General features: G+C 62.5%; 17 protein-coding genes and 1 pseudogene. 10 read left to right on the forward strand and 8 right to left on the reverse strand.

Going from position 1 to position 23,919, the window contains the following annotated elements; genetic code table 11:
- Nucleotides 1-46 precede the first annotated feature (46 nt).
- From glf to FDK12_RS01975, 5 genes are all read left to right on the forward strand, one after another.
- Complete coding sequence (gene glf / locus FDK12_RS01955; RefSeq protein ID WP_137367966.1) at nucleotides 47-1,234, forward strand: UDP-galactopyranose mutase; 1,188 nt, start codon at nucleotides 47-49, stop codon at nucleotides 1,232-1,234.
- Nucleotides 1,231-3,240: a glycosyltransferase gene (locus FDK12_RS01960; protein ID WP_137367967.1), complete on the forward strand. Its 2,010-nt coding sequence runs from the start codon at nucleotides 1,231-1,233 to the stop codon at nucleotides 3,238-3,240. Before glf ends, FDK12_RS01960 begins: the two co-directional genes overlap by 4 nt.
- Before the next feature lies 1 nt (nucleotide 3,241).
- A complete protein-coding gene (locus FDK12_RS01965; RefSeq protein WP_189636255.1) occupies nucleotides 3,242-4,132 on the forward strand; it encodes an ABC transporter permease in 891 nt (296 codons plus the stop codon).
- 2 nt (nucleotides 4,133-4,134) lie between these two features.
- Entirely contained in the window at nucleotides 4,135-4,866 is a 732-nt protein-coding gene (locus tag FDK12_RS01970; protein WP_137367969.1) for an ABC transporter ATP-binding protein, read from the forward strand.
- 78 nt (nucleotides 4,867-4,944) lie between these two features.
- Nucleotides 4,945-6,924, forward strand: a complete 1,980-nt coding sequence (locus tag FDK12_RS01975) for a DUF6541 family protein (RefSeq protein WP_137367970.1) — start codon at nucleotides 4,945-4,947, stop codon at nucleotides 6,922-6,924.
- A gap of 54 nt (nucleotides 6,925-6,978) precedes the next feature.
- Here FDK12_RS01975 and FDK12_RS01980 read toward each other — a convergent pair whose 3' ends face one another.
- Genes FDK12_RS01980 through FDK12_RS01995 form a run of 4 tightly spaced genes read right to left on the reverse strand, consistent with a single transcriptional unit; the run spans nucleotide 6,979 to nucleotide 10,879 of the window.
- The gene (locus FDK12_RS01980; RefSeq protein WP_137367971.1) at nucleotides 6,979-8,202 is read right to left on the reverse strand and encodes a lipopolysaccharide biosynthesis protein; all 1,224 of its coding nucleotides are present in this window, start codon (nucleotides 8,200-8,202) and stop codon (nucleotides 6,979-6,981) included.
- 58 nt (nucleotides 8,203-8,260) lie between these two features.
- Nucleotides 8,261-9,172, reverse strand: coding sequence for a glycosyltransferase (locus FDK12_RS01985; protein ID WP_189636233.1), 912 nt, complete (start codon nucleotides 9,170-9,172; stop codon nucleotides 8,261-8,263).
- A complete protein-coding gene (locus FDK12_RS01990; RefSeq protein WP_137367973.1) occupies nucleotides 9,169-10,158 on the reverse strand; it encodes a glycosyltransferase in 990 nt (329 codons plus the stop codon). Before FDK12_RS01990 ends, FDK12_RS01985 begins: the two co-directional genes overlap by 4 nt.
- Nucleotides 10,151-10,879 (reverse strand): glycosyltransferase, encoded by a 729-nt coding sequence (locus FDK12_RS01995; RefSeq protein ID WP_137367974.1) that lies wholly within the window; start codon nucleotides 10,877-10,879, stop codon nucleotides 10,151-10,153. Before FDK12_RS01995 ends, FDK12_RS01990 begins: the two co-directional genes overlap by 8 nt.
- A gap of 195 nt (nucleotides 10,880-11,074) precedes the next feature.
- Between FDK12_RS01995 and FDK12_RS02000 the strand changes: the two genes are divergently transcribed.
- Nucleotides 11,075-11,959, forward strand: a complete 885-nt coding sequence (locus FDK12_RS02000) for a glycosyltransferase family 2 protein (protein WP_137367975.1) — start codon at nucleotides 11,075-11,077, stop codon at nucleotides 11,957-11,959.
- 39 nt (nucleotides 11,960-11,998) lie between these two features.
- Here the strand turns inward: FDK12_RS02000 and FDK12_RS02005 are convergent, their stop codons facing one another.
- Complete coding sequence (locus tag FDK12_RS02005; protein ID WP_137367976.1) at nucleotides 11,999-12,352, reverse strand: DUF2304 domain-containing protein; 354 nt, start codon at nucleotides 12,350-12,352, stop codon at nucleotides 11,999-12,001.
- A gap of 4 nt (nucleotides 12,353-12,356) precedes the next feature.
- Nucleotides 12,357-13,040 (reverse strand): glycosyltransferase family 2 protein, encoded by a 684-nt coding sequence (locus tag FDK12_RS02010; protein ID WP_189636249.1) that lies wholly within the window; start codon nucleotides 13,038-13,040, stop codon nucleotides 12,357-12,359.
- A 150-nt stretch (nucleotides 13,041-13,190) separates the two neighbouring features.
- Here FDK12_RS02010 and rfbA point away from each other — a divergent pair, with 150 nt between their 5' ends.
- Nucleotides 13,191-14,054 (forward strand): glucose-1-phosphate thymidylyltransferase RfbA, encoded by an 864-nt coding sequence (gene rfbA, locus FDK12_RS02015; RefSeq protein WP_137367977.1) that lies wholly within the window; start codon nucleotides 13,191-13,193, stop codon nucleotides 14,052-14,054.
- A 105-nt stretch (nucleotides 14,055-14,159) separates the two neighbouring features.
- Nucleotides 14,160-15,080, forward strand: a complete 921-nt coding sequence (locus FDK12_RS02020; RefSeq protein ID WP_137367978.1) for a glycosyltransferase family 2 protein — start codon at nucleotides 14,160-14,162, stop codon at nucleotides 15,078-15,080.
- Nucleotides 15,081-15,684: 604 nt separating this feature from the next.
- Here FDK12_RS02020 and FDK12_RS02025 read toward each other — a convergent pair.
- On the reverse strand, nucleotides 15,685-17,781 hold the full coding sequence (locus FDK12_RS02025) for a GH25 family lysozyme (RefSeq protein ID WP_223263026.1): 2,097 nt from the start codon (nucleotides 17,779-17,781) through the stop codon (nucleotides 15,685-15,687).
- A 395-nt stretch (nucleotides 17,782-18,176) separates the two neighbouring features.
- On the reverse strand, nucleotides 18,177-20,948 hold the full coding sequence (locus tag FDK12_RS02030) for a hypothetical protein (protein WP_137367980.1): 2,772 nt from the start codon (nucleotides 20,946-20,948) through the stop codon (nucleotides 18,177-18,179).
- Nucleotides 20,949-21,267: 319 nt separating this feature from the next.
- Here FDK12_RS02030 and FDK12_RS02035 point away from each other — a divergent pair.
- Both FDK12_RS02035 and FDK12_RS02040 read left to right on the forward strand, forming a co-directional pair.
- Nucleotides 21,268-22,218 (forward strand): annotated as a pseudogene (locus FDK12_RS02035) (CpaF family protein); the annotation flags it as partial.
- A complete protein-coding gene (locus tag FDK12_RS02040) occupies nucleotides 22,190-23,833 on the forward strand; it encodes a recombinase family protein (RefSeq protein ID WP_137367981.1) in 1,644 nt (547 codons plus the stop codon). The pseudogene FDK12_RS02035 and the gene FDK12_RS02040, both read left to right, overlap by 29 nt.
- Nucleotides 23,834-23,919: the final 86 nt, after the last annotated feature.

The following is a 23,919-nucleotide window of genomic DNA, read 5'->3' on the forward strand; positions in this document are numbered from 1 at the left end:
CCTTAAGCCCGCATGTCTGTTGTTCGGATCAAATTCAGGAGCATCTGTGAACGTTGACCTCGTTGTCGTTGGATCGGGCTTTTTCGGCCTGACCATAGCTGAACGGGCGGCTACCCAGCTCGGTCTCAAAGTGGCCGTGCTCGATCGGCGTCACCACATAGGGGGCAATGCATACAGCGAGAACGAAGCGCGCACGGGAATCGAGGTGCACCGCTACGGAGCTCACCTCTTCCATACGTCGAACGAGCGCGTTTGGGACTATGTCCACAACTTCACCGAGTTCACTCAGTACGTGCACAAGGTCTACACCCGTCACAAGGGTGAGGTGTACCCGATGCCGATCAACCTCGGGACCATCAACCAGTTCTTCCGGACAGCCCTCGGGCCGACGGAAGCGCGCGCCCTGATCCAGGAGCAGGCCGGCGAGCTCGCCGGCACGGATCCTCAGAACCTCAACGACAAGGGCATCCAGCTCATCGGGCGGCCCCTGTACGAAGCCTTCATCAAGTACTACACGGGCAAGCAGTGGCAGACCGACCCCAAGGACCTGCCCGCGGAGATCATTTCCCGGCTCCCCGTCCGGTACACCTACGACAACCGGTACTTCAACGACAAGTACGAGGGCCTCCCCGTCAACGGCTACACGGCGTGGATCGAGCGCATGGCCGATCACCCGAACATCGACGTCCACCTGAACACGGACTTCTTCGACGAGGGCCACGAGTACTCGCGCTCGACGACGCTGGGACAGGTGCCGGTCATCTACACGGGCCCCGTCGACAGGTACTTCGATTTCGCAGAAGGCGACCTCTCCTGGCGCACGATCGACCTCGAGGAGGAAGTGTTGCCGATCGAGGACTTCCAGGGCTGTTCCGTCATGAACTACCCGGATGAGGACGCAGCCTTCACTCGCATCCACGAGTTCCGACACTTCCACCCGGAACGCGATTACACGAAGGACGCGACCGTCATCATGCGGGAGTACTCGCGCTTCGCGGAGAAGGACGACGAGCCGTACTACCCGATCAACACCTCCGACGACCGCGCCAAGCTGCTCGCCTACCGTGACCTGGCGAAGGGCGAGAAGTCGGTGCTCTTCGGCGGACGCCTCGGGACCTACAAGTATCTCGACATGCACATGGCGATCGGATCAGCCCTGTCCATGTTCGACAACAAGATCACGCCTCACTTCAGGGGCGGGCAGAAGCTCGAGAGCGGGGGAGTGGCCGCATGAGTGAGGCCACGCTGACCGATGCCGCAGCCGAGCAGATCCAGAGCGCCCAGGCGTGGCATGCCATCCAGCGGGTGGTTCTTCCGAATCAGAACCAGATGGACACGGCGGCCCTCTACGTCGACACGGGCAGCGCGGTCGGTGTCCAGGTAAACACCACAGATGGCAGCACGAGCACCCAGTCGAACGTCACGAGTCTCGCCGCGCCCGGCCAGGAGCTCCATGTCGAGGACTTCCGCTCCAGGCGGTCGACGTCCGTTCGTCCGGGAGAGCGGGTCTCCTTCGGCACGTACTTCAACGCGTTTCCTGCGAGCTACTGGCGTCGCTGGACCACTGTTCGGAACGTGAGGCTGTCCATCGAGACACGCGGCGCGGGTGGCATCAGCGTCTACAAGTCGAACGCGCGCGGCTCACTGCAACACGTCGAGACCAAGCGCGTGTCCGACGCCGCCACGAGTACCTTCGACCTCTCACTGGAGCCCTTCGGCGACGGTGGGTGGTACTGGTTCGACCTGGTGGCCGGATCGACCCCGCTCGTACTCAATCATGCAGAATGGCTTGCTCCGGGAGAGTCCCCGGCACCCGGCAAGATCACGCTCGAGATCACGACCCTGAACAAGCCCGACTTCTGCGCGAACAACCTCTCGATACTTGCCGAGAATGTGGACGTGCTCGAGAACGTGCAGGAAGTGCTGATCGTCGACCAAGGCACGAAGAAGGTCGCCGACGAAGCGAACTTCGCGAGCATCAGTGCCGCCCTCGAAGGCAAACTGAGGATTATCGACCAAGCGAACCTAGGTGGTTCCGGCGGCTTCGCCCGGGGCATGTACGAGGCGGTGGAGAACGGCAGCGACTACGCGCTGCTCCTTGATGACGACGTCGTGATGGAGCCGGAGAGCATCACCAGGCTCCTGGCCTTCGCCGACCACTGCAAGACTCCGACGATCGTCGGCGGTCACATGTTCGACCTCTACAACCGGACGGTACTGCATACGTTCGGCGAGATCGTGAACCCCTACCGGTTCCAGCCGGACCAGCCTGTCGCCGAGCAGACTTTGGGGCACGACTTCATGCGCTCGAATCTCCGCCACACGCCGTGGCTGCACCGGCGGATCGACGTCGACTACAACGGTTGGTGGATGTGCCTCATTCCGACTCAGGTGATCCGCGAGATCGGTCTGTCGCTGCCGGTTTTCATCAAGTGGGATGACGCGGAGTACGGCCTGCGGGCGAAGAAGGCAGGGTATCCCACCGTGTCGATGCCAGGATCGGCAGTCTGGCACGTCTCCTGGATCGACAAGGACGACATGGTGGGGTGGCAGGCTTACTTCCACACTCGCAACCGCATGATCGCGGCCTTGATCCACAGCCCGTACGAACGGGGGGGCAGGGTGATCCGCGAGTCCGGGTACTCGGACGTGAAGCACCTCGTGTCGATGCAGTACTACACAGCTCGTGGCCGCGTGATGGCCATGCGCGATGTCCTGCGTGGTCCCGATCAGCTGCACGCCATTCTCGCGACGAAGCTTCCCGAGATCCGGGCCCTGAGTAAGGGGCACTCCGATGCGCAGCTCAAGCCGAACCCCGACGACTTTCCGGCTCCGAAAATGGACAAACCGCCGCGTCACGGACAGGGTTTCAAGGCTCCTTCCTACACGACACTCGTGCCGTGGGCAGTGAAGACGATTGCGCGCCAGTTGAGCAAGCCGGTCGCTTCGGAGAGCAAGGAGCGGCCCCAGGCATTCGTCGCGCACCAGGACAACAAGTGGTGGCGGATGTCGCAATACGACAGCGCGATCGTCTCGAATGCTGAAGGAACCGGGGCGTCCTGGTACCGCAGGGACCCGCAGCAGCTTCGTGCACTCCTCGCTGAGGCTGGTCGGCTGAATGCGGAGATCCTCAGGAAGTGGCCACAACTCCGGGAACAATACCGGGCGTCGCTCGACGACATCACGTCCTTCGAGTCCTGGAAGAAGACCTTCGACCAGCATTCCGGGGAAGGCAAGTAGATTGAGCACGATCGACCTGACCACCCCCGGCCTGGGAGGTGGTCTCAAGGATGTGCTGCGGTCGCGGTACCTACTGAAGCTCCTGGTGCAGAAGGAGTTGAAGGTTCGCTACCGAGGCTCGGTCCTCGGTCTGCTGTGGTCCTATGTGAAACCGGGCGTGCAGTTCGTCGTGTTCTGGTTCGCCCTCGGAATCTTCTTGGGAATGAATCGCAACACGGAGAACTACCCGATCTACCTGTTCTCCGGCATCGTCCTGATCAACTTCTTCAACGAAGCGTTGAGCAACGCGTCTCGATCCATCGTCGGCAACGGCGGGTTGATCAAGAAGATATATCTTCCCCGGGAGTTGTTCCCGGTGGCCTCTGTCTGGGTATCCGCAATTCACTTCGTGCCGCAACTGTTCGTCCTGCTCGTTGCCTGCTTCATCGCGGGCTGGACACCAGGGGTAGTGCAGATCGGTGCAGCTGTTATCGGTTTCCTCATCGTCGCGCTGTTGGCGATCGGCCTCGGACTGTTCTTCGGCTCCGTCAATGTCTACTTCCGCGATTCCGAGAACTTCGTCGACATGTTGTTGATGATCGCGACCTGGGCGTCGCCAGTCCTTTACTCGTGGACGATGGTTCGGGACGGACTCTTCGATGCTTTCGGCGCGGGGACCGGCGGAATCCTGCACACCATCTACCAGGTCAACCCGCTCACCATCGCTGTGGAACTGTTCCACTTCGCCTTCTGGATGCCGACCACGAGCGGCGTGACAGATCCGCTGACAGCCGTCCCGCCGAACCTGCTCGACCTATGGATGCCCATCGGGGTCGTGATCTCGGTCCTCGTGATCGTCCTCGGCCAGTTCACCTTCAGGCGGCTCGAGGGCCGTTTCGCTCAGGAGCTCTGACTATGACGACGGCAATAGAGGTCAGGGGGATATCGAAGGAATTCGTCCTGAGGCATACCCGCTCCATCAAGGAAGCCTTCGTGTGGATCATGAAGGGGCGCAAGGGGGATCTCTCCAAGAAGTTCCATGCGCTCAGCGACGTGAGCCTGACCATCGAGCAGGGCGAGTCCGTCGCATTGCTCGGTCTGAACGGATCGGGAAAATCCACGCTACTCAAGCACATCTCCGGAGTGATGCTGCCGGACGTGGGAACGGTGCAGACCAGGGGAAGGGTTGCAGGGCTGATCGAGGTCGGTGCCGGTTTCCATCCTGACCTGTCGGGTCGCGACAACGTGTACCTCAACGGCGCCATCCTGGGCATGAGTGAGGAGCAGATCGAGGAGCGCTTTGATGACATCCTCGAATTCTCCGAGATCGGGCAGTTCATCGACACCGAGGTGAAGTTCTACTCCTCCGGAATGTATCTTCGGCTTGCGTTCTCGGTAGCGGTCCATACGAATCCCGAAGTGTTCCTCGTCGACGAGATCCTCGCGGTAGGGGACGAGCCGTTCCAGAAGAAGTGCATCGCCCGCATCAAAGAACTGGCGGACGACGGCAAGACGCTGGTGGTAGTCAGCCACGACCTCGACCTGGTGGCGCAGATCTGCAAGCGTGGCGTCCTTCTGGAGCACGGCCGCCTCCTGATGGATGGGCCGGTCGACGAGGTCGTCGCAAGGCTGCGCGGAAACGACTGAAGCGCCGCGGCCATCGGTCGCACGGCGGCACAGGGACCTAGCAGGGTCAAACGGCAGGTAGTAACGATGAGCTAATGAATGGGGAACGGCATGTGGGCCGCAGCGGTACCGGAGATACTCCTGGCTCTGGGAGTCCTTTTCCTCCCGGGACTGACGGTCGGCGTCGCAGGTTTCGGTCTTCGTGGCTTCAATGCCCTCGCGGTGGCGCCACTGCTGTCGATGTCCTTCATCGCACTGGGGGCAATCGCGGCCGATCTTGCGGGCATCGACTGGTCTCTCCTGCCGGTCGTCGTGCTGATGGTCGTTGCGCTGCTCGTCGGCTTGGTTCCTCTGCTGGCACTCCGGAAGACAGAGAAACCGCGCGAAGCATTGAGCGGTCGTGATCTTCTCCTACCCCTCGCGGGATTGGCAGTCGCCGTGTTCCTCCTGGCACGCCGGCTGTTCTTCGCATTCGGCAGCCCCGAGAACTTCTCGCAGACCTTCGACAACATCTTTCATCTGAACGCGATCCAGTACATCGCGCAGACAAAATCAGCTTCTTCCCTGACGCTCGGCGACATGACCGGCATCGATTTCTACCCCGCTGGCTGGCACGGCGTCGTCTCCCTTGTGCACATGCTCGCGGGAAGTTCGATTCCCGTCAGCGTCAACGCCGTGAACCTCGTGGTCGCCGCTGTGGTCTGGCCTGCAGGGTGTCTGTACCTGGTGCAGTCGATGGTCGGGGCACGGTGGGCGACGCTCCTGCTGACGGGTGTCCTGTCGGCCGCATTCGGCTCTTTCCCGCTCCTGCTATTGGATTTCGGCGTGCTCTACCCGAACTTCCTCGGCGTCTGCCTCCTTCCGGCCGTCCTGGCTCTGCTGGTCAATGCTCTTGGCCTCGCATCCGGTGCAACTCCGCGTGTGATCGTGTGGGTCCTGTTCCTGGCCTCGCTACCGGGGTTGGCCCTGTCCCACCCGAGTGCTGTCGCGGCCCTGATCGCGTTCTCCGTTCCACTCGCTCTGGTCGTCTTCGCCAAGGCCCTGCTACGTCAGCGCTCTACCCGCCGCCGGTCCCTGGTCTCCGCCCTGGTCGCTGTCGCTTCACTCGCCGTGTTCTGGTACCTCCTGACAATCGTGTGGGGTCTCCTGCGGCCTGCGGAGGAGTCGTTGATCTGGCTGCCGGTACAGACCCAGCCTCAGGCTGTGGGGGAGTTCCTGCTGGCTGGGCCGCTGGGAGCACCCCCTATCTGGGCTGTGGCCGTCATGACCGCGGTCGGGCTCGGCGTTCTGATCTCGCAGGTGAGGCATCTGTGGATGGTTGGTGTCTATATCGTGGGCGCCGGGCTCTTCGTGGTGGCCACTGGGGCTCCTGATGGAGATTTCCGGGACCTGATCACTGGCGCCTGGTACACCGATACCGTTCGGCTCGCGTCGCTCCTGCCGATTGTCACCATCCCGATCGCGGCGGTGGGAGGAGGCGCGATTGCAGGGCTACTTGTGGAGTGGGCAATCTCAATCTGGCGCCGTGTCGATGCGCCCCGTCCGGAGGGACGTTGGCAAGTGGCCGTCTCAGTCGCTGCAGCCGGTGTTCTGGTAGCGACAGGGACTCTCCTCACGCAAGGCGAGAACATCCGAGCGGCGGCTCGGAGCGCGGCGGCCGGATACCAGCTGACGTCCGACTCGCTCTTGGTCTCGTCCGACGAGTACGAGCTGATGCAGCGACTCGACGAGTTGATTCCGGAGGATGCGGTGATCGCGGGCAATCCTTGGACCGGGAGCTCCCTTGCATACGCCTTCGCGGATCGCCGTCCCCTGCAGCTCCACACCTTGGCGATACTGCCGCCCGAGGCGCTGGAGGTCTACGCTGATCTGCGAGACGCCGATACGGATCCAGAAGCGTGTGCAGCAATTCTCGAGGAGGGAGTCGAGTACGTGCTGGACTTCGGTGATCGGGAGGTGCACGGCGGATACCACGCTCACCCAGGCCTCGAAGAACTCGAAACGAGTGATGCGGTCGAGCTTGTTGAGTCCGTCGGGAGAGCCAAGCTCTACCAGGTGACAGCATGTGGCGTCGACTGATTCGGCACTGTGGCGGCTGCGAGTTGCGCTGGCATGCCGGATGAAAGAGGTCGTCTACCGTGGGGTTCCCTCGTCGAGAGCGCGACGGACAACTGCTAACTGATAGGACGCGACTACCAGTTCCGAGACCGCAACGGCCCAGGCGACCATAACTGGACCCACGAACACCGCGGCGACGATGATCAGCGGAACGCCGACGGCAGCTCCCAGCACTGTCGAGGCAGCGAGCGCACGTCCTTGGCCAAGCGGGATCAGGCAGGCGAGGCCGACGACGGAGGACACCGCGATACCAGCGAATACCGCTCCTACAGGAACGCTGAGACTGAAATCGACGATGATGCGACCGTTGGACAAGAGCCGGCTCCCCGAGGGCAGGACGACCGCAAGACCGGCGCCGCCCAGTAGTCCTATGAAGGGCGCCATCAGGGTTGTCCGCTTGATGCGGTGGCGCTGGACAGCCTTGTCAGGAGAGGCTATCGCGCCCTGCAGCACCTGCACTACCGGCCCGAGTGCGATCTGGCCGTACCGGATGAACCTGTCAGCCATGGCGTAAACTTCACGCGCCGAGGGAAGGAATGCCGAGATCATGATCAGTGGTGCGCCGACGTAGAGCGAGGACGTGGCAGCCGTGATGACGCCGTGGAGTTGCGAGGGCAAACGCCTGAAGGCTGCGGCAACAGACAGATCGGGTGACCGTTTCTCACGTGCCGAATTGCTGATGACCAGGGCGGTGGCCACGACGGCGATCAGGTTGAAGACTCCCTGACAAGCGAGAAAGACGAACACGTTCTGGGTCAGTAGGATGCCCGCTACGCCGGCGAGGGTACCGATGCTTATGGGAAGCGCGTCGCAGAGGATCAGCCGCTTCGGACGTGCCTCGCCCACGAAATACCAGGTACCTCCGAGGAAGGGCAGAAGGTAGACGAGGCATCCCACGATCATCTCGCTGCGATACTCCGCGGTCGTCAGACCGAACGGTATCAATACCGCGAAAGGAGCGACGAGGGCTGCCAGATACACTCTGGACACTAAGGAATCGAGAAACATCCGGGGCCGGTCCTCGGCTGGCATCCCCGCAACCATGGCCGGGCCCGTCGTGCCCCAACCGAATGACACCAGGACACCCAGAAGCGCGGCAAGTGTTTGCGCGACGGCAATGATGCCCCACACGTCGTCGCCTGCTTGCGTGACGACGACGGGTATAGCAAGCAGCCCGATGATGCTCGTGATCGCAACGGCCGCGGTATAGGAGCCAAGCCGCGCTATCAACCCTCCCACAGAGTGCCCTTCATAGTGCTGAATATGGCGTTGCCTTGTCTGTGCGCCCTGGAGCCGGTCAGGTCAAGCGACGCTGCAGATGTCCAGGCAATTTTCCGGTCCGGCCCCGCACTCCGTCCGCGGTGCCGCGAGCGAGGGCGAGGACGTGCTTGCCGCGCTGCGGGCCTAGAGCCACCCTGGCTAGGTGCCCGACGACATCATGGCCAAGCCGCGAGAAGGTCCAGCCAGGAGCGCGCCGAAACGACTCTCGCGCAACCAGTACACCGTTGCGGGCGATGTAATAGGTTCTGAAGGGCGGATGGTAGGCGATCGACAGCTGTCTCCCGGCCCGGCTCAGCGGCCGTCCAAGAATGGTCAGTGGGCGCATGGAGCCGAGGGAATGTTCCAGATTGGTGCCGGCGGCGACGAGGGTGAAAAGACCAGCTGCGCGCACGCGTTCGTTGAATTCCGTATCCACCCAGTCGATGAATAGGTCGTCGCGGAGCGCTCCGACAGCGTCGAGGGTGGACGCCGGGATCAGGAGGCCCGACTGCATCGGATCGTAGGCGAGGCCGAATCCTCGCTCCGCTCCTGAGAGGGCTACTGGCCGCTGGTTCTGTCGAGCATAGGAGACCGTCCCTACGGGTAGCCCGGCCCTGCGCGCTTCGTGTGCGGTGTCCAGGAGGTGATCGACGTACCCGGGTTCGAGGTCGGTGTCCTGATCGAGGGTCAGAACGAATTCGGCATGGTACTCGCGCGCCCACGCAATGCCCTCGTTGAGCGTGACCGCGATCCCGTCATTGCTACCGCGCCGGATGACATGGGCTCCGAGTGCTTCCAATCGGGAGAGAACTGCTTCTGCGTCTGGCCCGGACCCGTCATCAGCAACGACGACCGCGGACACCTGGCCGACCAGGGCGGTATACCGATGGACGAGCGCGAGAGACGGACGAAAGCTGCTGATCACCGCGACGACGACCGGATCGCTCACGGGGTCGTCCTTCCAGGGCCGACGGCGACGGCTGCTGCGAGACTGGCTAGGAGCTCGACCGCTCGGCGTAGCGGGACTGTCTTCCGTCGGACTCCACGAACTACCGCGACGGCCGCGGCTCCGGGCACGGCACTGGACGAGTAGGCCGCCACCACGCCGGCCAATTCAACCGAACCAGCTGGCGTTCTTGTGGCGAGAGTGTCGGCCATGACCTTCCTCCAGCCGATGCCAGCCTTGTACAGGAACCGAGCCAGCGCTGGTGGCGAGGCCGAACCCTCGAAGGTGCGCGCCAGCGTCCTCACTCTGCCTGCGATGTTCCTCAGGCCGGTGCGATTCTCACCGACGACGTTGTCCTGGTGCTGAATGTAGTCCTGAACGAGAGTCTCGACCACGAAGTAGCCCTGCGATGCCCCGGCGCAAACCCCAAGCCAGTGATCGTGGTACTGCGCCGGCGTGTTCAGTTGGGGGAATGGAAGCGCAACGGACAGTAGTTCGGTCCGGAGCACGCTGAGCGAACCGGTCACCTGATTCTCGCTGAAGAGGTCGACAAGCGGCACTTGACGTCGTTCAGTCCCTGCGGTGAGTACTTCGCCGTTGTCTCTAGTCACACGTGCCTGGCCGGACACGAGCGAGTGTCCGTCCAGGTGTGGAAGAAGTGTCGCCAGCTTCTCCGGATACCAGTAGTCGTCCTGGTCGCTCAGAGCGATCCAACGTGCGGTCGACGGAACTGCCGCGAGGACCCTTTCGAAGTTCCCGTAAAATCCCAGGCGCTCGGCGAAGCCGACAACCTCGAAGCGATCGTCGTCCCCGCAGATGCTCCGGACAGTCGCAGCTACATCCTCGTGGTCACCGTCCACGGATATGAGGCAACGGAAGTTCGAGTACGTCTGGGCTTGGATCGACAACAGCTGGCGGGCGAAAAGCTGTGCAGGCGGTTGGTAAGCAGCAAGAGCCACTATCCCGAAGCCGAACCCGACACTAGTCATTGGGGTTTCCCCCGCTGCGATATTTGCGAATGCGTCGGGCAGCTACGAAGAAGGCTCGGGCAAGCATCAATCGGGAACGCACGATGAGGAAGGGGGATCGAGCTTTCTTCGGGGTGGTGTTGGTGTCATGGAGGCGCCGGGACAACGTGTCCTGCTCGATGTGACGCATTTCGCCGGCCAGGTTCCCCACTAGAGCGATCCACTGATCGTGTGTCTCGTAAAGGGACTGAGGGAACGGCAGTATGAGCGGGGCGACGTCCCGACGGAATGCCATTGCGCACCCGTAATAAGGGCGTACTCCAACCCACAGGAGCAGCAGATTTGTCCTTTTCCTCGAGCTGTCGACCGCCCTCAACCTCAGCGATTCTATGGATCTCGGCTGCTGACCGAAGAACGAGAAATTGCTCGCGACGACGGATGACGTGCTCATTGCATCGATCATGACGTCCAGCCGTCCCGGTAGCCACACATCGTCCTGATCCGAGAGAAAGATGTATCTGCCCCGGCTCGCTGTCAGCGCCGCTTCGAACGTGCGGACATAACCGCGATTGACCGCGGAGCGAACGAGCCGGATCCGGTCGTCCTTGAAATCCTCGATGATGTCGAGGGACGAGTCGGTCGAGGCGTCATCAACGACGATCACCTCGTCGTCAGGTCCCAGCTGCGCCACGATGGAATCGAGCTGTTCAGTGACATGAGCGGCGCCGTTGTAGACGGCCATACATACGCTAGCGCGAATCACGCGCTCATCGCCGGAGTGTGTGTCCGGTCCCATGCCCATTCCCGTCCTAGCTGCCAATGATCCCGAACGAGTCTACCGAACGGCTTTTTCACTTCGCACAACCCGCCTCTCTATAGTTGAGGTGTCGTTGGGACGCATCCGTCCCCGCCGCCGTCCCACTGCAGAAAGATTGCCATGGCCTCCGTTGACGTCCTGTTTCCCTACTACGGGGATGTCGATCTCATGAAGAAGGCCGCACGTAGCGTGATGAGCCAGCAATTCCAGGACTGGAGGCTGGTTGTGGTGGACGATGGCTACCCCGATCCTGAACCAGCCCGTTGGTTCGGGGAAATCCACGACGAGCGGGTTTCCTACCAGCGGAATGAGTCGAATCTGGGCGCGAACGGGAACTACAGGCGCGCACTCGAGCTCGTCGAGGCACCCATCGCCGTCATCATGGGCGCGGACGACCTGATGCTGCCGAACTACCTGCAGACGGTGGTCGACACATTCTCCGCCTATCCCACTGCCGACGTAGTGCAGCCCGGCGTGCAGGTGATCGACGAGAATGGAGCGGTTGTCGCGCCTCTCGTGGATAGGGTCAAGAGCATCGCGATGCCCAACGCTACGACGCCGACCGTGCTGCAGGGCGAGCGTCTCGCCACGAGCCTGCTGCATGCGGGCTGGCACTACTTCCCCTCCCTTGCATGGCGCTCCGAGACCATCACGCGCATCGGTTTCCGTCCCGAGTTCGACGTCGTGCAGGACCTTGCGCTACTGCTCGACATCGCAGCCGACGGAGGGACGATGGTGCTACAGCCCGAATTGGCCTTCCTGTACCGCCGCCACTCCGGGTCGGACTCATCGGTACGGGCACTCGACGGCCGGCGGTTCGACGAGGAACGCCGGTTCTTCGAGATCGAGGCTGAGCGATTCGCGGCCCTCGGATGGCCCAAGGCAGCCCGAGCGGCATCGCTGCACATTACCTCGCGGCTGAACGCGGTGTCGCTGCTCGCAAGCTCACTCCTCAAGGGGCGCAAGGCATCGATTTCGAGCCTTACGCGTCACGTCCTCAGCTGAGTCTTCCCACCGCCGTCGTTCCGGCAGTGGTACGCGGTCTCAGCTACGCCCGTCGATCCAGGGCTTCGGGGCTTCGTCCAGTGCGATACGGCGGGACAAAGCTGTCAGGGCGTTCTCGGCATGCCGAAAGCGCTGGTAGGTCGTTGCCATGAAAACGAAGAAGCTCACGATCGTGGCGTAGAGGACCAGATCGGTGCCTCGCCCCACCCCGAGGAACGAAGCCACTGCTGTCAGCACTTCGGGGAGGAAGATCGAAGCGACCGCAGCGACGGCAAAGATCATGAGCATGATGCGGCGGATTGCCAGATGCCGGGCATTGGCCCCCCCGCGCATCAGCACCAGTGACACCAGGATGACGGCGAGTACCAGGACGATTTGGACGATCAGCAGCACGGGATCACCTAAAGAAGAGTTCGGCGAGGATATTGACGGAGTTGAGCAGCGACTGACCCTTGGACTTCGAGTAATCGGTGTAGATGATCTCGACAGGGTGCTCGGCCCAGCGAGGCTTGATCTCTGCGATCTGGTGAACCAGTTCGGACGCGTGGGCCATGCGGTTCTGCGTGAGGTGGATCTTCGATGCAACGTCACGATTCAGAGCCCGCAGCCCGTTGTGGGCGTCCGTCAGATCCAGTCCGGTCGCCAGACGGGATTGGACGGCAGCTGTCTTCAGCACAAGCCTCTTCATGGGGCCGATCTGGGTCCTGTCGTCCAGGAATCTAGACCCGAGGATGATGTCGGCTTCCCCTGCGTCCAGCCTGGCAACCATCGCCGCGGCATCGACGACGCGATGCTGGCCGTCGGCGTCGAACGTGACAATATTTCGCGTGTCCGGATCCTGGAGGGCGAACTCTATGCCGGTTTGAAGGGCGGCCCCCTGCCCGAGATTGATGGGGTGCTGCACGACCACAGCTCCGGCTGCCCGAGCAATCTCCTGAGATCCATCAGAACTTCCATCGTCGACGCACACGACATTCGGGAAGACTGGCCTGAGACTTTCGATCACCGAGCGGACCACAGTTGCTTCGTTGTACATCGGGATAACGACCCAGGTGCGATTCACTGCCTCAGTATCCCACATCGCCCTCATCTGGCCGTCAGCGCGACCGCTCGGACGGAGCTCGCATGGCAGTAGTCCCCGGTCGCTCCTTGGTTCCTAGCGACCATGACCCGCAGCCCTCTGCTGGTGGCGACTTGCTGTTAGTGCTCCTTCACCGGAATGATGGCGGCTATGCGTGGAATCATCCTTGCCGGCGGAACAGGGTCCCGGCTGCACCCCATCACACTAGGCGTCAGCAAGCAGCTGGTTCCTGTTTACGACAAGCCGATGATCTACTATCCGCTGTCCACGCTGATTCTCGCAGGCATCAAGGACATCCTGATCATCACGACGCCCCACGACGCCGAGCAGTTTGAGAGATTGCTGGGGGATGGCAGCCGCTTCGGCGTAAGCCTTACCTACATGAAGCAGCCTTCCCCTGACGGCTTGGCCCAAGCGTTCGTGCTTGGGGCGGATCACATCGGATCCGGTCCGGTCGCCCTCGTGCTTGGCGATAACATCTTCTACGGTCAGGGCATGGGAACGCAGCTCCGCCGGTTCGCCGATATCGACGGCGGAGCAATCTTCGGCTACTGGGTTGCGGACCCGACAGCATACGGTGTCGTTGAGTTCAATGCCGAGGGGCGAGCGGTATCGCTGGAAGAAAAGCCGGAGCACCCCAAGAGCCATTTCGCAGTTCCTGGACTCTACTTCTATGACAACGACGTCATCGACATAGCGGCGAATCTCAAACCGTCCCCCCGTGGGGAACTGGAAATCACCGACATCAACCGAGCGTACCTCGACCGGGGCGCGTTGCACGTGGAGATCCTGCCCAGAGGTACTGCCTGGCTCGATACCGGCACTTTCGATTCCCTGAACGAAGCATCGGACTTCATCAGAACGGTCCAAAAACGCCAAGGGTTGTCCATCGGCTGTCCTGAAGAGATCAGCTGGCGCCTCGGCAACCTTTCGGACGACGAACTCCTGGAACGTGCGAGGCCGCTGGTGAAAAGCGGCTATGGGCAGTATTTGATGAGCCTTCTGTCGCAGTAGCAGTATGCGCGCACCTGTCGACCCGGTGTGCCCGGCGGTGGCGCCGTGCGCGCCCTCAGCCCGTTAGTATCGAAGCGTTGATGCAAGGGAAAAGCGAAGGAAATTATGTCGAACGCAGCAGTTGTTGTCTCCTACAACCGGAGAGAACTGCTTGAGAAGTGTATATCGGCTCTCACACAGCAGACGCGCCCGCTCGACGAGATCATTGTCGTCGACAACGGATCGACCGATGGTGGTCCAGACATGGTGCGAAAGCTATATCCTGGAGTCTTCCTCTTCGAGACCGGGGCGAATCTGGGCGGGGCAGGGGGTTTTGCCTGGGGCGTAGAGCTCGCGGCTGAACGAGGGCACGACTACGTCTGGCTCATGGATGACGATGGAGAGCCCGATCTCAACTCGTTCGAGGAGTTGATGGCGGCAGTGGAAACCAGTGACGACACTCTCTCGTTCGCTGCCTCAATGGTCACTACTCATGACACGGGCACACCGAATGTCGGGAACCTCCCGGTGCTGAGCACTGACATGCAGCATCAGCTGAAGGCGCAGAGGAACGGTACCATTGCGGTCCGCGCTGCAACCTTCGTGGGAGTTCTCGTCAATGTGGCAGTCGCCCGCACGACACACCTGCCGCAGCGCGATTACTTCATCTGGATCGATGACATGGAGTACACGCTGAGGCTATCGCGACTTGCTCCCGCAGTGATGGTCAGCAAGAGCACTATCAAGCACCCAATGAACGCCGGCGGCTCGAAGGACATGAAGGGCCGCCTCTTCTACCACCTTCGGAATCAGATCTGGGTAATCAAGAGCAACCCGGAACTGTCACTTCCGCGGAAAATCTTCGATTCGACGTTCTACGTTGTCCATGCCTTGGGGCAAGGTCCGCACGCCGCGGACAAGGGGCTATGGGCCAGATCGATTGCCAAGGGTATTTTCGAAGCGCTCTTCCGCAAACCCCGTGAAGAGCCGGTCGGGTCGCTCGTTCGGTCGCTTCCTGCGCATCGCCGATCTGAAATTCTTCCCTGATCGTGTTTCCGGCACAGACGTCTCCCGCTGGGTGCTTCATCCAAAGTCACGGTGGGGGCTGCGCTAGGTGCTCCGATTGTTAGACGGTGCAGGGGGTGCCGGCCACCGTTCTGAGCGTGGCTTGCCAACGGTGTTGTGCGCGCGGGTTCCGGCAGCAGCGTCGCAAGGAGTCGTGCTAGGCGGAGCGCCTATATGCGATGCAGCAAAATGGCATTTACAGATCCCGTCCGCACAGCGACCACCTACGAAGCGAGCAGCTTCGGTACTGCGCCCGGCCTAGTCCCTGTCTCCCGGAGTCCGTCGAGATGATGCAGGCACTTCCTATTGCCGATGATGCGTGCCCTAAAGAATGGACGAGGCGCAGGTCCCACATGTGCCAGCCTGTGTTATCGGAGACCTCCGTTCAAGCGTTGTCTTCGGAGGTCTCCGTTGTAGCCGCGGGCAGGGGCAGTGCTTGTCCCCTCAAGCCCTCCTCCCCTACTACTAGCAGTTTACTAGCAGTTAGCGCAGACCTGATGCCTACCGAACAAGCGGAAGGCGCTCAAAAATCGTGCAGTGCGGGTTCTGGCTGATTGAGGGGTTCTGGTCGGGCTCATGGGGTGGTTCAGGTGTATTGGATGGTGGCTCCGGTGGTGGGTGTCCAGGTGATGGTGCCGCCGTCGAAGGTTTGGGTGCAGCGGGTTGTGGTTGTGGTTGTGGTGCAGGTTTCGTTGGTGGTGGGGTAGCCGAGTCGTCCGTTTTCGTAGCCGGTGGATGCCCAGGTGCGGCGTATTTCTCCGCCGGTGGGGTGTGCTCCTGCGGTGGGGTTCCAGGTGATTGCTCCGCCTTGGAAGTTCTGGTAGCAGCCGTTGTTCTTGATGCCGCAGGTTTGGGGGCCGGTGGGGTAGCCGAGGTTCCCTGCTTCGAATCCGGTTGCCTGGTAGGCGGTGCGGATGGGGCCCGTGGGGCTTATCTGGGCTCCGGTAGCGGGAGACCATAGGATGGCTCCGTGCTGGTAGTTCTGGAAGCAGCCGCCGCCGCGGATGCCGCAGGTTTCCGGTCCGGTGGGGTAGCCGAGGGTTCCGTTCTGGTAGCCGGTACTGGCCCAGGTGCGGCGGATGTCTCCGACGGTGGCGTGGGCTCCGGTGGTCGGGGTCCAGTGGATGGCGCCGCCCTGGAAGTTCTGGGAGCAGCCGCCATTGATCAGTCCGCAGGTCTCGGCGCTGGTGGGGAATCCGAGGTTGCCTGTTTCGAAGCCGGTCCGGGCCCAGGCTCGGCGGATCTCTCCGCCGGTTGCGTGTGCTCCGGTGGCCGCGGTCCAGTGGATGGCGCCGCCCTGGAAGTCCTGATAGCAGCCATTGGCGGTGATGCCGCAGATCTGGGGTCCGGTGGGGTAGCCGAGACCGCCGTTTTCGTACCCGTTCGCGGCGTAGGTGGTGCGGATAGGGCCGTTGGGGCTGATCTGGGCTCCGGTAGAGGCTGACCAGAGGATCGCTCCGCGTTGGTAGTTCTGGTAGCACCCGCCGCCGCGGATCCCGCAGACCTGGCTACCGGTCGGGTAGCCCAGGGGCCCGTTCTCGAAGCCGCTGCCCTGGTAGGCGGTGCGGATCGCTCCGTTGGTGCTGATGTGGGCTCCTGTTGCGGGAGACCACAGGATTGCCCCGCCCTGGAAGTTCTGGTAGCAGCCGCCGTCTCGGATGCCGCAGACCTGGGCTCCGGTGGGGTAGCCGAGGGGCCCGGTCTCATAGCCTGTGTTCTTCCACGTGGAGCGGATGCCGCCGTTCAGGCTCGCGTGCGCTCCTGTCGCGGGGGACCAGATGACCGCGCCGCCACTGTAGTCCTGGAAGCACCCGCCGTTGACGAGTCCGCACACCACGCCCGAGGTAGCCGCACCCAGACCAGAAGTACGCGCAGCCACAGCAGCAATCTCAGCACTACCATTCGAAGCGGCCGCCTGATTGTTCCGCGCGAAAGCTTGAAGTGCGGAAAGAGTGCCTGGCCACTGGTTCCAGTCACCGACGACAGGCCCCTGGCTCGTGTATTGCCACAGCTCGTAGCCCGACCATCCTGCAGGCATGGTGGTCGGAGCGGCGTTGCTGTAACTCGCAAGATGCAGGGGATGGTTCCCGAAAGCTGTGGAGCGGCCTGTGCAGGTGTTCCACCAGTCGGCCGTCGTGTAGATCATGGGAACGCGTCCCGTGCGCGCGAGCACCGTGTTGGAGAAATCGCGGATCCAGTTCACCATCTGAACCGGTGACATGTTGTAGCAGGAGTTGCCGAGCGTTGAGTAGGGGTTGTACTCGACGTCGAGCAGGGGAGGAAGGGTCTTTCCATCTGCCGACCAGCCTCCGCCGTTGTTGACGAAGTAGTTGGCTTGTTCGGCTCCTGAGCTCACACTCGGTATCGCGAAGTGGTAGGCGCCGCGAAGCATCCCGACGTTCGTCGAGCCCTGGTATTGCTCGCCGAAGAAGGGATTTCGGTAGTTGGTCGATTCCGTCGCTTTGGTGTAAGCGAAGCGGGCGCCTTCATTCCACGCTGCCTGCCAGTTGACGGTGCCCTGGTGGCTGCTGACGTCCACCCCTAGCACACCGCTGGGTTTCCAGTAATTGACTGCGGCCAGACCGCCCCCGCCGTCTTCCTCGATCGCTGTGGAGCCTTCTTCCTCGGGGGCGGGAACCTGAGGATCACCCGTCCGTGACAATCGCAGGACGCCCTGACCCAAGGAAGCACCGTCGGAACCTATCTGGCTGGCAACCGCGCGTTTGTTTGCGAGCATTTGCTCGTCGGAGAGCGCGCCTTCCGGTCCCTCTGTATTCGTATTCGTGGATGCGCTAGGGGCCTCAGTAACCGACGTGGCGGCCGGTTGCGGTGAGGCCGGAGGAATCGCCTGTTTGGTCGGATCGACTGGAGCGGCTGGTGGTGCAGTCTGATCGCCGTTGCTTGGAGCTGGCGAAGGTTGCGTCTGCGCGACCGCCGGGCTGGGTCCGAGGATGATCGCAGCGCTCAATGCAACGAGCGCTGCGGCTGTCCTGACTTTGAAGGGTGTCACGAGGATCTCCAAGTGTGCGGTGCGGGTTCTGGCTGATTGAGGGGTTCTGGTCGGGCTCATGGGGTGGTTCAGGTGTATTGGATGGTGGCTCCGGTGGTGGGTGTCCAGGTGATGGTGCCGCCGTCGAAGGTTTGGGTGCAGCGGGTTGTGGTTGTGGTTGTGGTGCAGGTTTCGTTGGTGGTGGGGTAGCCGAGTCGTCCGTTTTCGTAGCCGGTGGATGCCCAGGTGCGGCGTATTTCTCCGCCGGTGGGGTGTGCTCCTGCGGTGGGGTTCCAGGTGATTGCTCCGCCTTGGAAGTTCTGGTAGCAGCCGTTGTTCTTGATGCCGCAGGTTTGGGGGCCGGTGGGGTAGCCGAGGTTCCCTGCTTCGAATCCGGTTGCCTGGTAGGCGGTGCGGATGGGGCCCGTGGGGCTTATCTGGGCTCCGGTAGCGGGAGACCATAGGATGGCTCCGTGCTGGTAGTTCTGGAAGCAGCCGCCGCCGCGGATGCCGCAGGTTTCCGGTCCGGTGGGGTAGCCGAGGGTTCCGTTCTGGTAGCCGGTACTGGCCCAGGTGCGGCGGATGTCTCCGACGGTGGCGTGGGCTCCGGTGGTCGGGGTCCAGTGGATGGCGCCGCCCTGGAAGTTCTGGGAGCAGCCGCCATTGATCAGTCCGCAGGTCTCGGCGCTGGTGGGGAATCCGAGGTTGCCTGTTTCGAAGCCGGTCCGGGCCCAGGCTCGGCGGATCTCTCCGCCGGTTGCGTGTGCTCCGGTGGCCGCGGTCCAGTGGATGGCGCCGCCCTGGAAGTCCTGATAGCAGCCATTGGCGGTGATGCCGCAGATCTGGGGTCCGGTGGGGTAGCCGAGACCGCCGTTTTCGTACCCGTTCGCGGCGTAGGTGGTGCGGATAGGGCCGTTGGGGCTGATCTGGGCTCCGGTAGAGGCTGACCAGAGGATCGCTCCGCGTTGGTAGTTCTGGTAGCACCCGCCGCCGCGGATCCCGCAGACCTGGCTACCGGTCGGGTAGCCCAGGGGCCCGTTCTCGAAGCCGCTGCCCTGGTAGGCGGTGCGGATCGCTCCGTTGGTGCTGATGTGGGCTCCTGTTGCGGGAGACCACAGGATTGCCCCGCCCTGGAAGTTCTGGTAGCAGCCGCCGTCTCGGATGCCGCAGACCTGGGCTCCGGTGGGGTAGCCGAGGGGCCCGGTCTCATAGCCTGTGTTCTTCCACGTGGAGCGGATGCCGCCGTTCAGGCTCGCGTGCGCTCCTGTCGCGGGGGACCAGATGACCGCGCCGCCACTGTAGTCCTGGAAGCACCCGCCGTTGACGAGTCCGCACACCACGCCCGAGGTAGCCGCACCCAGACCAGAAGTACGCGCAGCCACAGCAGCAATCTCAGCACTACCATTCGAAGCGCTGGCTCCAGGTGCTGTGACAGTCACGCGGGCGCTGGCGCCGTCGACCGAATCGACGCGCACTTTCGTGCCGCTGTGCGTGGTGAAGGTCTGGCCGGCCTGCCAGGTGAGGTTCGGGTTGTTGTATCCGGAGACCTTGCTGTTCGGAGTGAGGACCACCGACGCGTTGCCGCTCCAGCCGAGAATGTCCTTCTTGGTGATCTTGACGCCCTGATTGCCGTTCTTGGCCGTCGCCGCGTCATACCCCACCGGTGCGCGGTGCTCCAGGTAGTAGACCTCCTTGCTGACCGGGTCGGTGAACTTCACGGCCCGACCAGGCTCCGTTCCGGCCCAGGGCCTCAGAACGTGCTGTACCGATCCCGACGCATCTCCCAGGTTGCGGATCTCGTCGCCGCGGCCGAATCCGCCGTATTCCCACATGAACGCGTTGATCACGGGCGAACTGATCTGTGCGAATCCCATGAGATCGGTCGTGTCGCCGTATTCCGAGGAGTAGCAGGCGGTGTCGGCCCAGGAGGCGCCGGACCGCGCGACGTCGAAACGGCCGTTGGAACAGGCGAGGGAGTTCGCGTGGTGCAGTCCGAGGACGTGGCCGAACTCATGGGTAACAACATTGTTGGTCAGCGCCGACGGGTAGGGCATGATCACGCGGCCGCTGGTCGCGCTGTCCGTGAAGCCTCCACCGAGGATGCCCCAGGAGCCGTTGTAGTTCAGGTCCGCATGCGGAACGAAGATGACGAGGGCTTCGTAGGGACGGTACTGCCAGTTCAGCTCACGCGTCACAGTGGCCATGATCGTTCCGTACGAATCGGTGATCCTGGCCGCGGACACATGACGGTATTCATTCACCTTGGTCATCGATAGCCGGTTGTCCGACACCGACTTCCAGTACGCACTCGCGCTGGTGATCGAGTTGCGCGCCGCTGTCATGTTGATGGCGTCTGTATCAGCGACCGTCTTACCGGAGAGTTGCACAGTGACGAGGGTGACTTTGAAGTCCCCTGTGCGGGGACCGATGGCTGCGGTTCCCATGCTGCCGTCGGTAGCCAGTGGCGAGGCCGCTTTCATCGGGGTCACGGGCTGCGCGAAGTGCTCGCCATACCGTGCATTCGAATTCGGGTCGTCCAGCGGGTTCCAGTTCAGGTCAGGAACGAAGGAAGTGACGTCGTCCTGCGCTGCGGAAGTCGGCGCGGGCTCGGTAGCAGGCTCTTCAGAGGTCGACGCGGTGCTCTCTCCGCCGACGTGGGCCTCGGGCGCCTTGCTCGGAGCGGTCGGCGCAGTTTCCGGCGCAGCGGTGGGCTCCTGCTCGGCGGGGGCAAGAGGCGCAGCGGTCGCGGAGGGTGAGGGTGCAGGTACCGCGTCATTCGCCACTGCAGGCACTGCGCCGGCCAGGAGACCGAAGGACAGCGCAGCGGCATAAAGAAGCCGGGCGGGGAAGGGCAAGGTCACGAGGTTTCTCCAGCGAAATCCGGGCGTCAGCCAGCTGAGTGAATCCCGAGAAGCCTACATTCCTGTTACTGGTGTGACTAACGATTCGGAAGTGAAAGAGGAATCTTAAGTAAAACCTGCGCGTGTCGCAGTATTTCGCTGCGCGTGTCGCGTCGCCGCAAGCCCTCATGCCCCTGCGTTCGTGAGATTCGAGCACTTATGCACAGGGCGCCTGCACTCTGGTCGTGGAGGGTGACCATCAGTAGGGTGGTGGCAGCAGAAGCTGACGGGGCAACGGCACCATGCCGACCGCAGCGCGCAGACATGTTGGGGGACATCGATGGATGCAGTGCGCTTGGTCGAGGGCGAGGTGCGTGAGCTCGTCCGAAGACGCGGACTGGACCCCGCCCGCGAGATGACCGAGGTGCAACTCCTCGTGAACGACGCCGTAGCCGACTACGAGGAACGATCGGCGCTCGGCGTTCTTCCGCCCCTGGGCAGGCTCGATCTCGCACGGAAACAGATATACGACGCCGTTGCTGGCTTCGGCGCACTGCAGCCGTTCCTCGACGACTCGACTGTCGAGGAGATCTGGATCAACGCTCCTGCTGAGGTGTACATCGCCCGAAACGGCGAATCGGAGCTCACGACCCTCTCCCTGACCGATCAGCAGGTCCGTGATCTGGTCGAGAAGATGCTGAAGTCGTCCGGGCGTCGCCTCGACCTGTCGTCGCCGTTCGTCGATGCGTCCCTTCCTGACGGCTCGCGCCTGCACGTCGTGATTCCCGACATCACACGCAACCACTGGTCGGTGAACATCAGGAAGTTCATTGCACGTGCCTCGAGGCTCGAGCACCTCGTGGAGCTGGGATCGCTGTCCCCCCAAGCGGCGCGATTCCTGGGAGCTGCGGTCGCGAGCGGGCTCAACATCCTCGTCTCGGGGGCTACGCAGGCTGGCAAGACCACCCTGTTGAACTGCCTCGGCGCGTCCATCGGGCCCCGCGAGCGGGTCATCACCGTCGAAGAGATCTTCGAACTGCAACTGCCGCTGCGGGACGTCGTCGGACTGCAGTGTCGGCAACCCAACCTCGAAGGCCACGGAGAGATACCACTGCGGCGACTCGTGAAGGAGGCGCTCAGGATGCGTCCCGACCGGCTGATCGTCGGCGAGGTCCGCGAGGCCGAGAGCCTCGACATGCTGATCGCCCTGAACAGCGGGTTCCCGATTATGTCTCACACACAGCACAAAGTAAGCTGCTCCAATGCGGTCAAAAGCCTTCATCTACTGCCGGATCAGTGACGACAAGACAGGGGAGAAGCTTGGCGTGCAGCGCCAGGAGGAGGATTGCCGGGCACTGGCGGAGGAGAAGGGCTACGAGGTAGTTCGCGTCTTTCAGGACAACGACATCAGTGCCTACTCAGGCAAGGCCCGTCCGGAGTATTCAGCGATGGTGGCACGGGTTGCGACTGGCGAGGTGGACGCTGTGCTGTGTTGGCACCCTGACCGGCTCCATAGGCGTCCGGTCGAACTGGAGGCTTACATAGACGCATGCCGTGACGGCAAGGCGATCACGCTGTCCGTGAAAGCCGGTGAGATGGACCTCGCTACGGACGCGGGGCAGATGATAGCGAGGATGCTTGGGGCTGCGGCAAGGTATGAATCGGATACGAAGGCGACGAGGATTCGCAGAGCCTCGGAGCAAGCGACCCGAGCAGGGAAATGGACGGGTGGCACGCGCCCTTTCGGCTGGACGATAACGGATGGCACTCCTGCGCTGCATCCTGAGGAGTCTGCCGCGATCGCAAGCGCCTGCGCTCGCGTGCTCAGGGGGGACAGCTTAGGGTCGATCATTCGGGAGATGAACGATCAAGGCTTGACCACCACACGGGGAAAACCGTGGGGATACGCACAGCTAGCTCAGGCGCTGGAGCGCCCCCGGAACGCTGGTTTAGCGTCCTACCACGGGGAGATTGTTGGAGAGTCGACCTTCCCGGCGATCGTGTCCGAGAACGTATGGCGGGGAGTCTGCGCTGTCCTTCGCGATCCTGCTCGAAGGCGCTCGCAGTCCAACAAAGCAGTACACCTACTGGCAGGCATAGCCCAATGCCACTGTGGTGCTTACGTTCGGACGGCTGGTGTTACTGCACGCGACGGCACGCGGCACAAGATCTACCGATGCCCGGTGCGAGGCTCCGGACATGTGAGTAAGCGGGTAGCTTTCGTCGATGACGTCGTAAACACGGCGATCATCGCAGTAAGGGCCGCAGAGGCCGCGACGAAGAAAGCCCCGACTGGACCGGACCCGGAAGCCGAACAACTGCAGGTAGAAGCTACGGCGCTTCGCAAGCGCCAAGAAGAGGCAGGGGTCCAGGCTGCGCTGGGACAGATACCGATGCAGATGCTTGGAAGCATCAACGCCGTCATAGAAAGGGAACTGGAGGCTGTGACGGCGGCGATGGTCCGTTTGGAGGAGGCCGCGGCTCGTCATGTGCCAGCAGAGGAAGACATTCGCCCAGTCTCCATGAACAGCCCCGAAGCTGCGGAGTGGATAAGCATGCACATTGATGACCGCAAGGACTACCTGCGCCGCGTCTGCAACGTCGTGTTACTTCCACATGGGAAGAGCTCTACGAAGGTTTTTGATCGCGATACCGTACAGGTAGTAGTGAAGGCCCCGGGGGAGGGCCAGGGGCCTCTGGAGGAGCGTCAGATTCAGCGACTGAGGACCAGAAGGGAGAACTTCAGGGGTGTAGGCGACGGCGTCTTCATCACCTTCCACGGAGACGGCGAGGAATTCACCTATCGTCTGGACGATGGCGTCAACCAGCCGCCCCCTTCTGGCTCTGAGTTGTTTCAAGGGCTGACGTTCGTTGCGCGCTCAGGCGACGCGGGGCGCAGGGAATAAGCTGTTACAGCCCTACCGATCGCCATGTACGCCCCGTAGAGGGCCGCACATAGCCTTCCGCTGTCCCATGAAGGGCAGGGGGCCTG

It is taken from the genome of Arthrobacter sp. NamB2, from assembly GCF_005281365.1.
Lineage (GTDB): Bacteria > Actinomycetota > Actinomycetes > Actinomycetales > Micrococcaceae > Arthrobacter_D.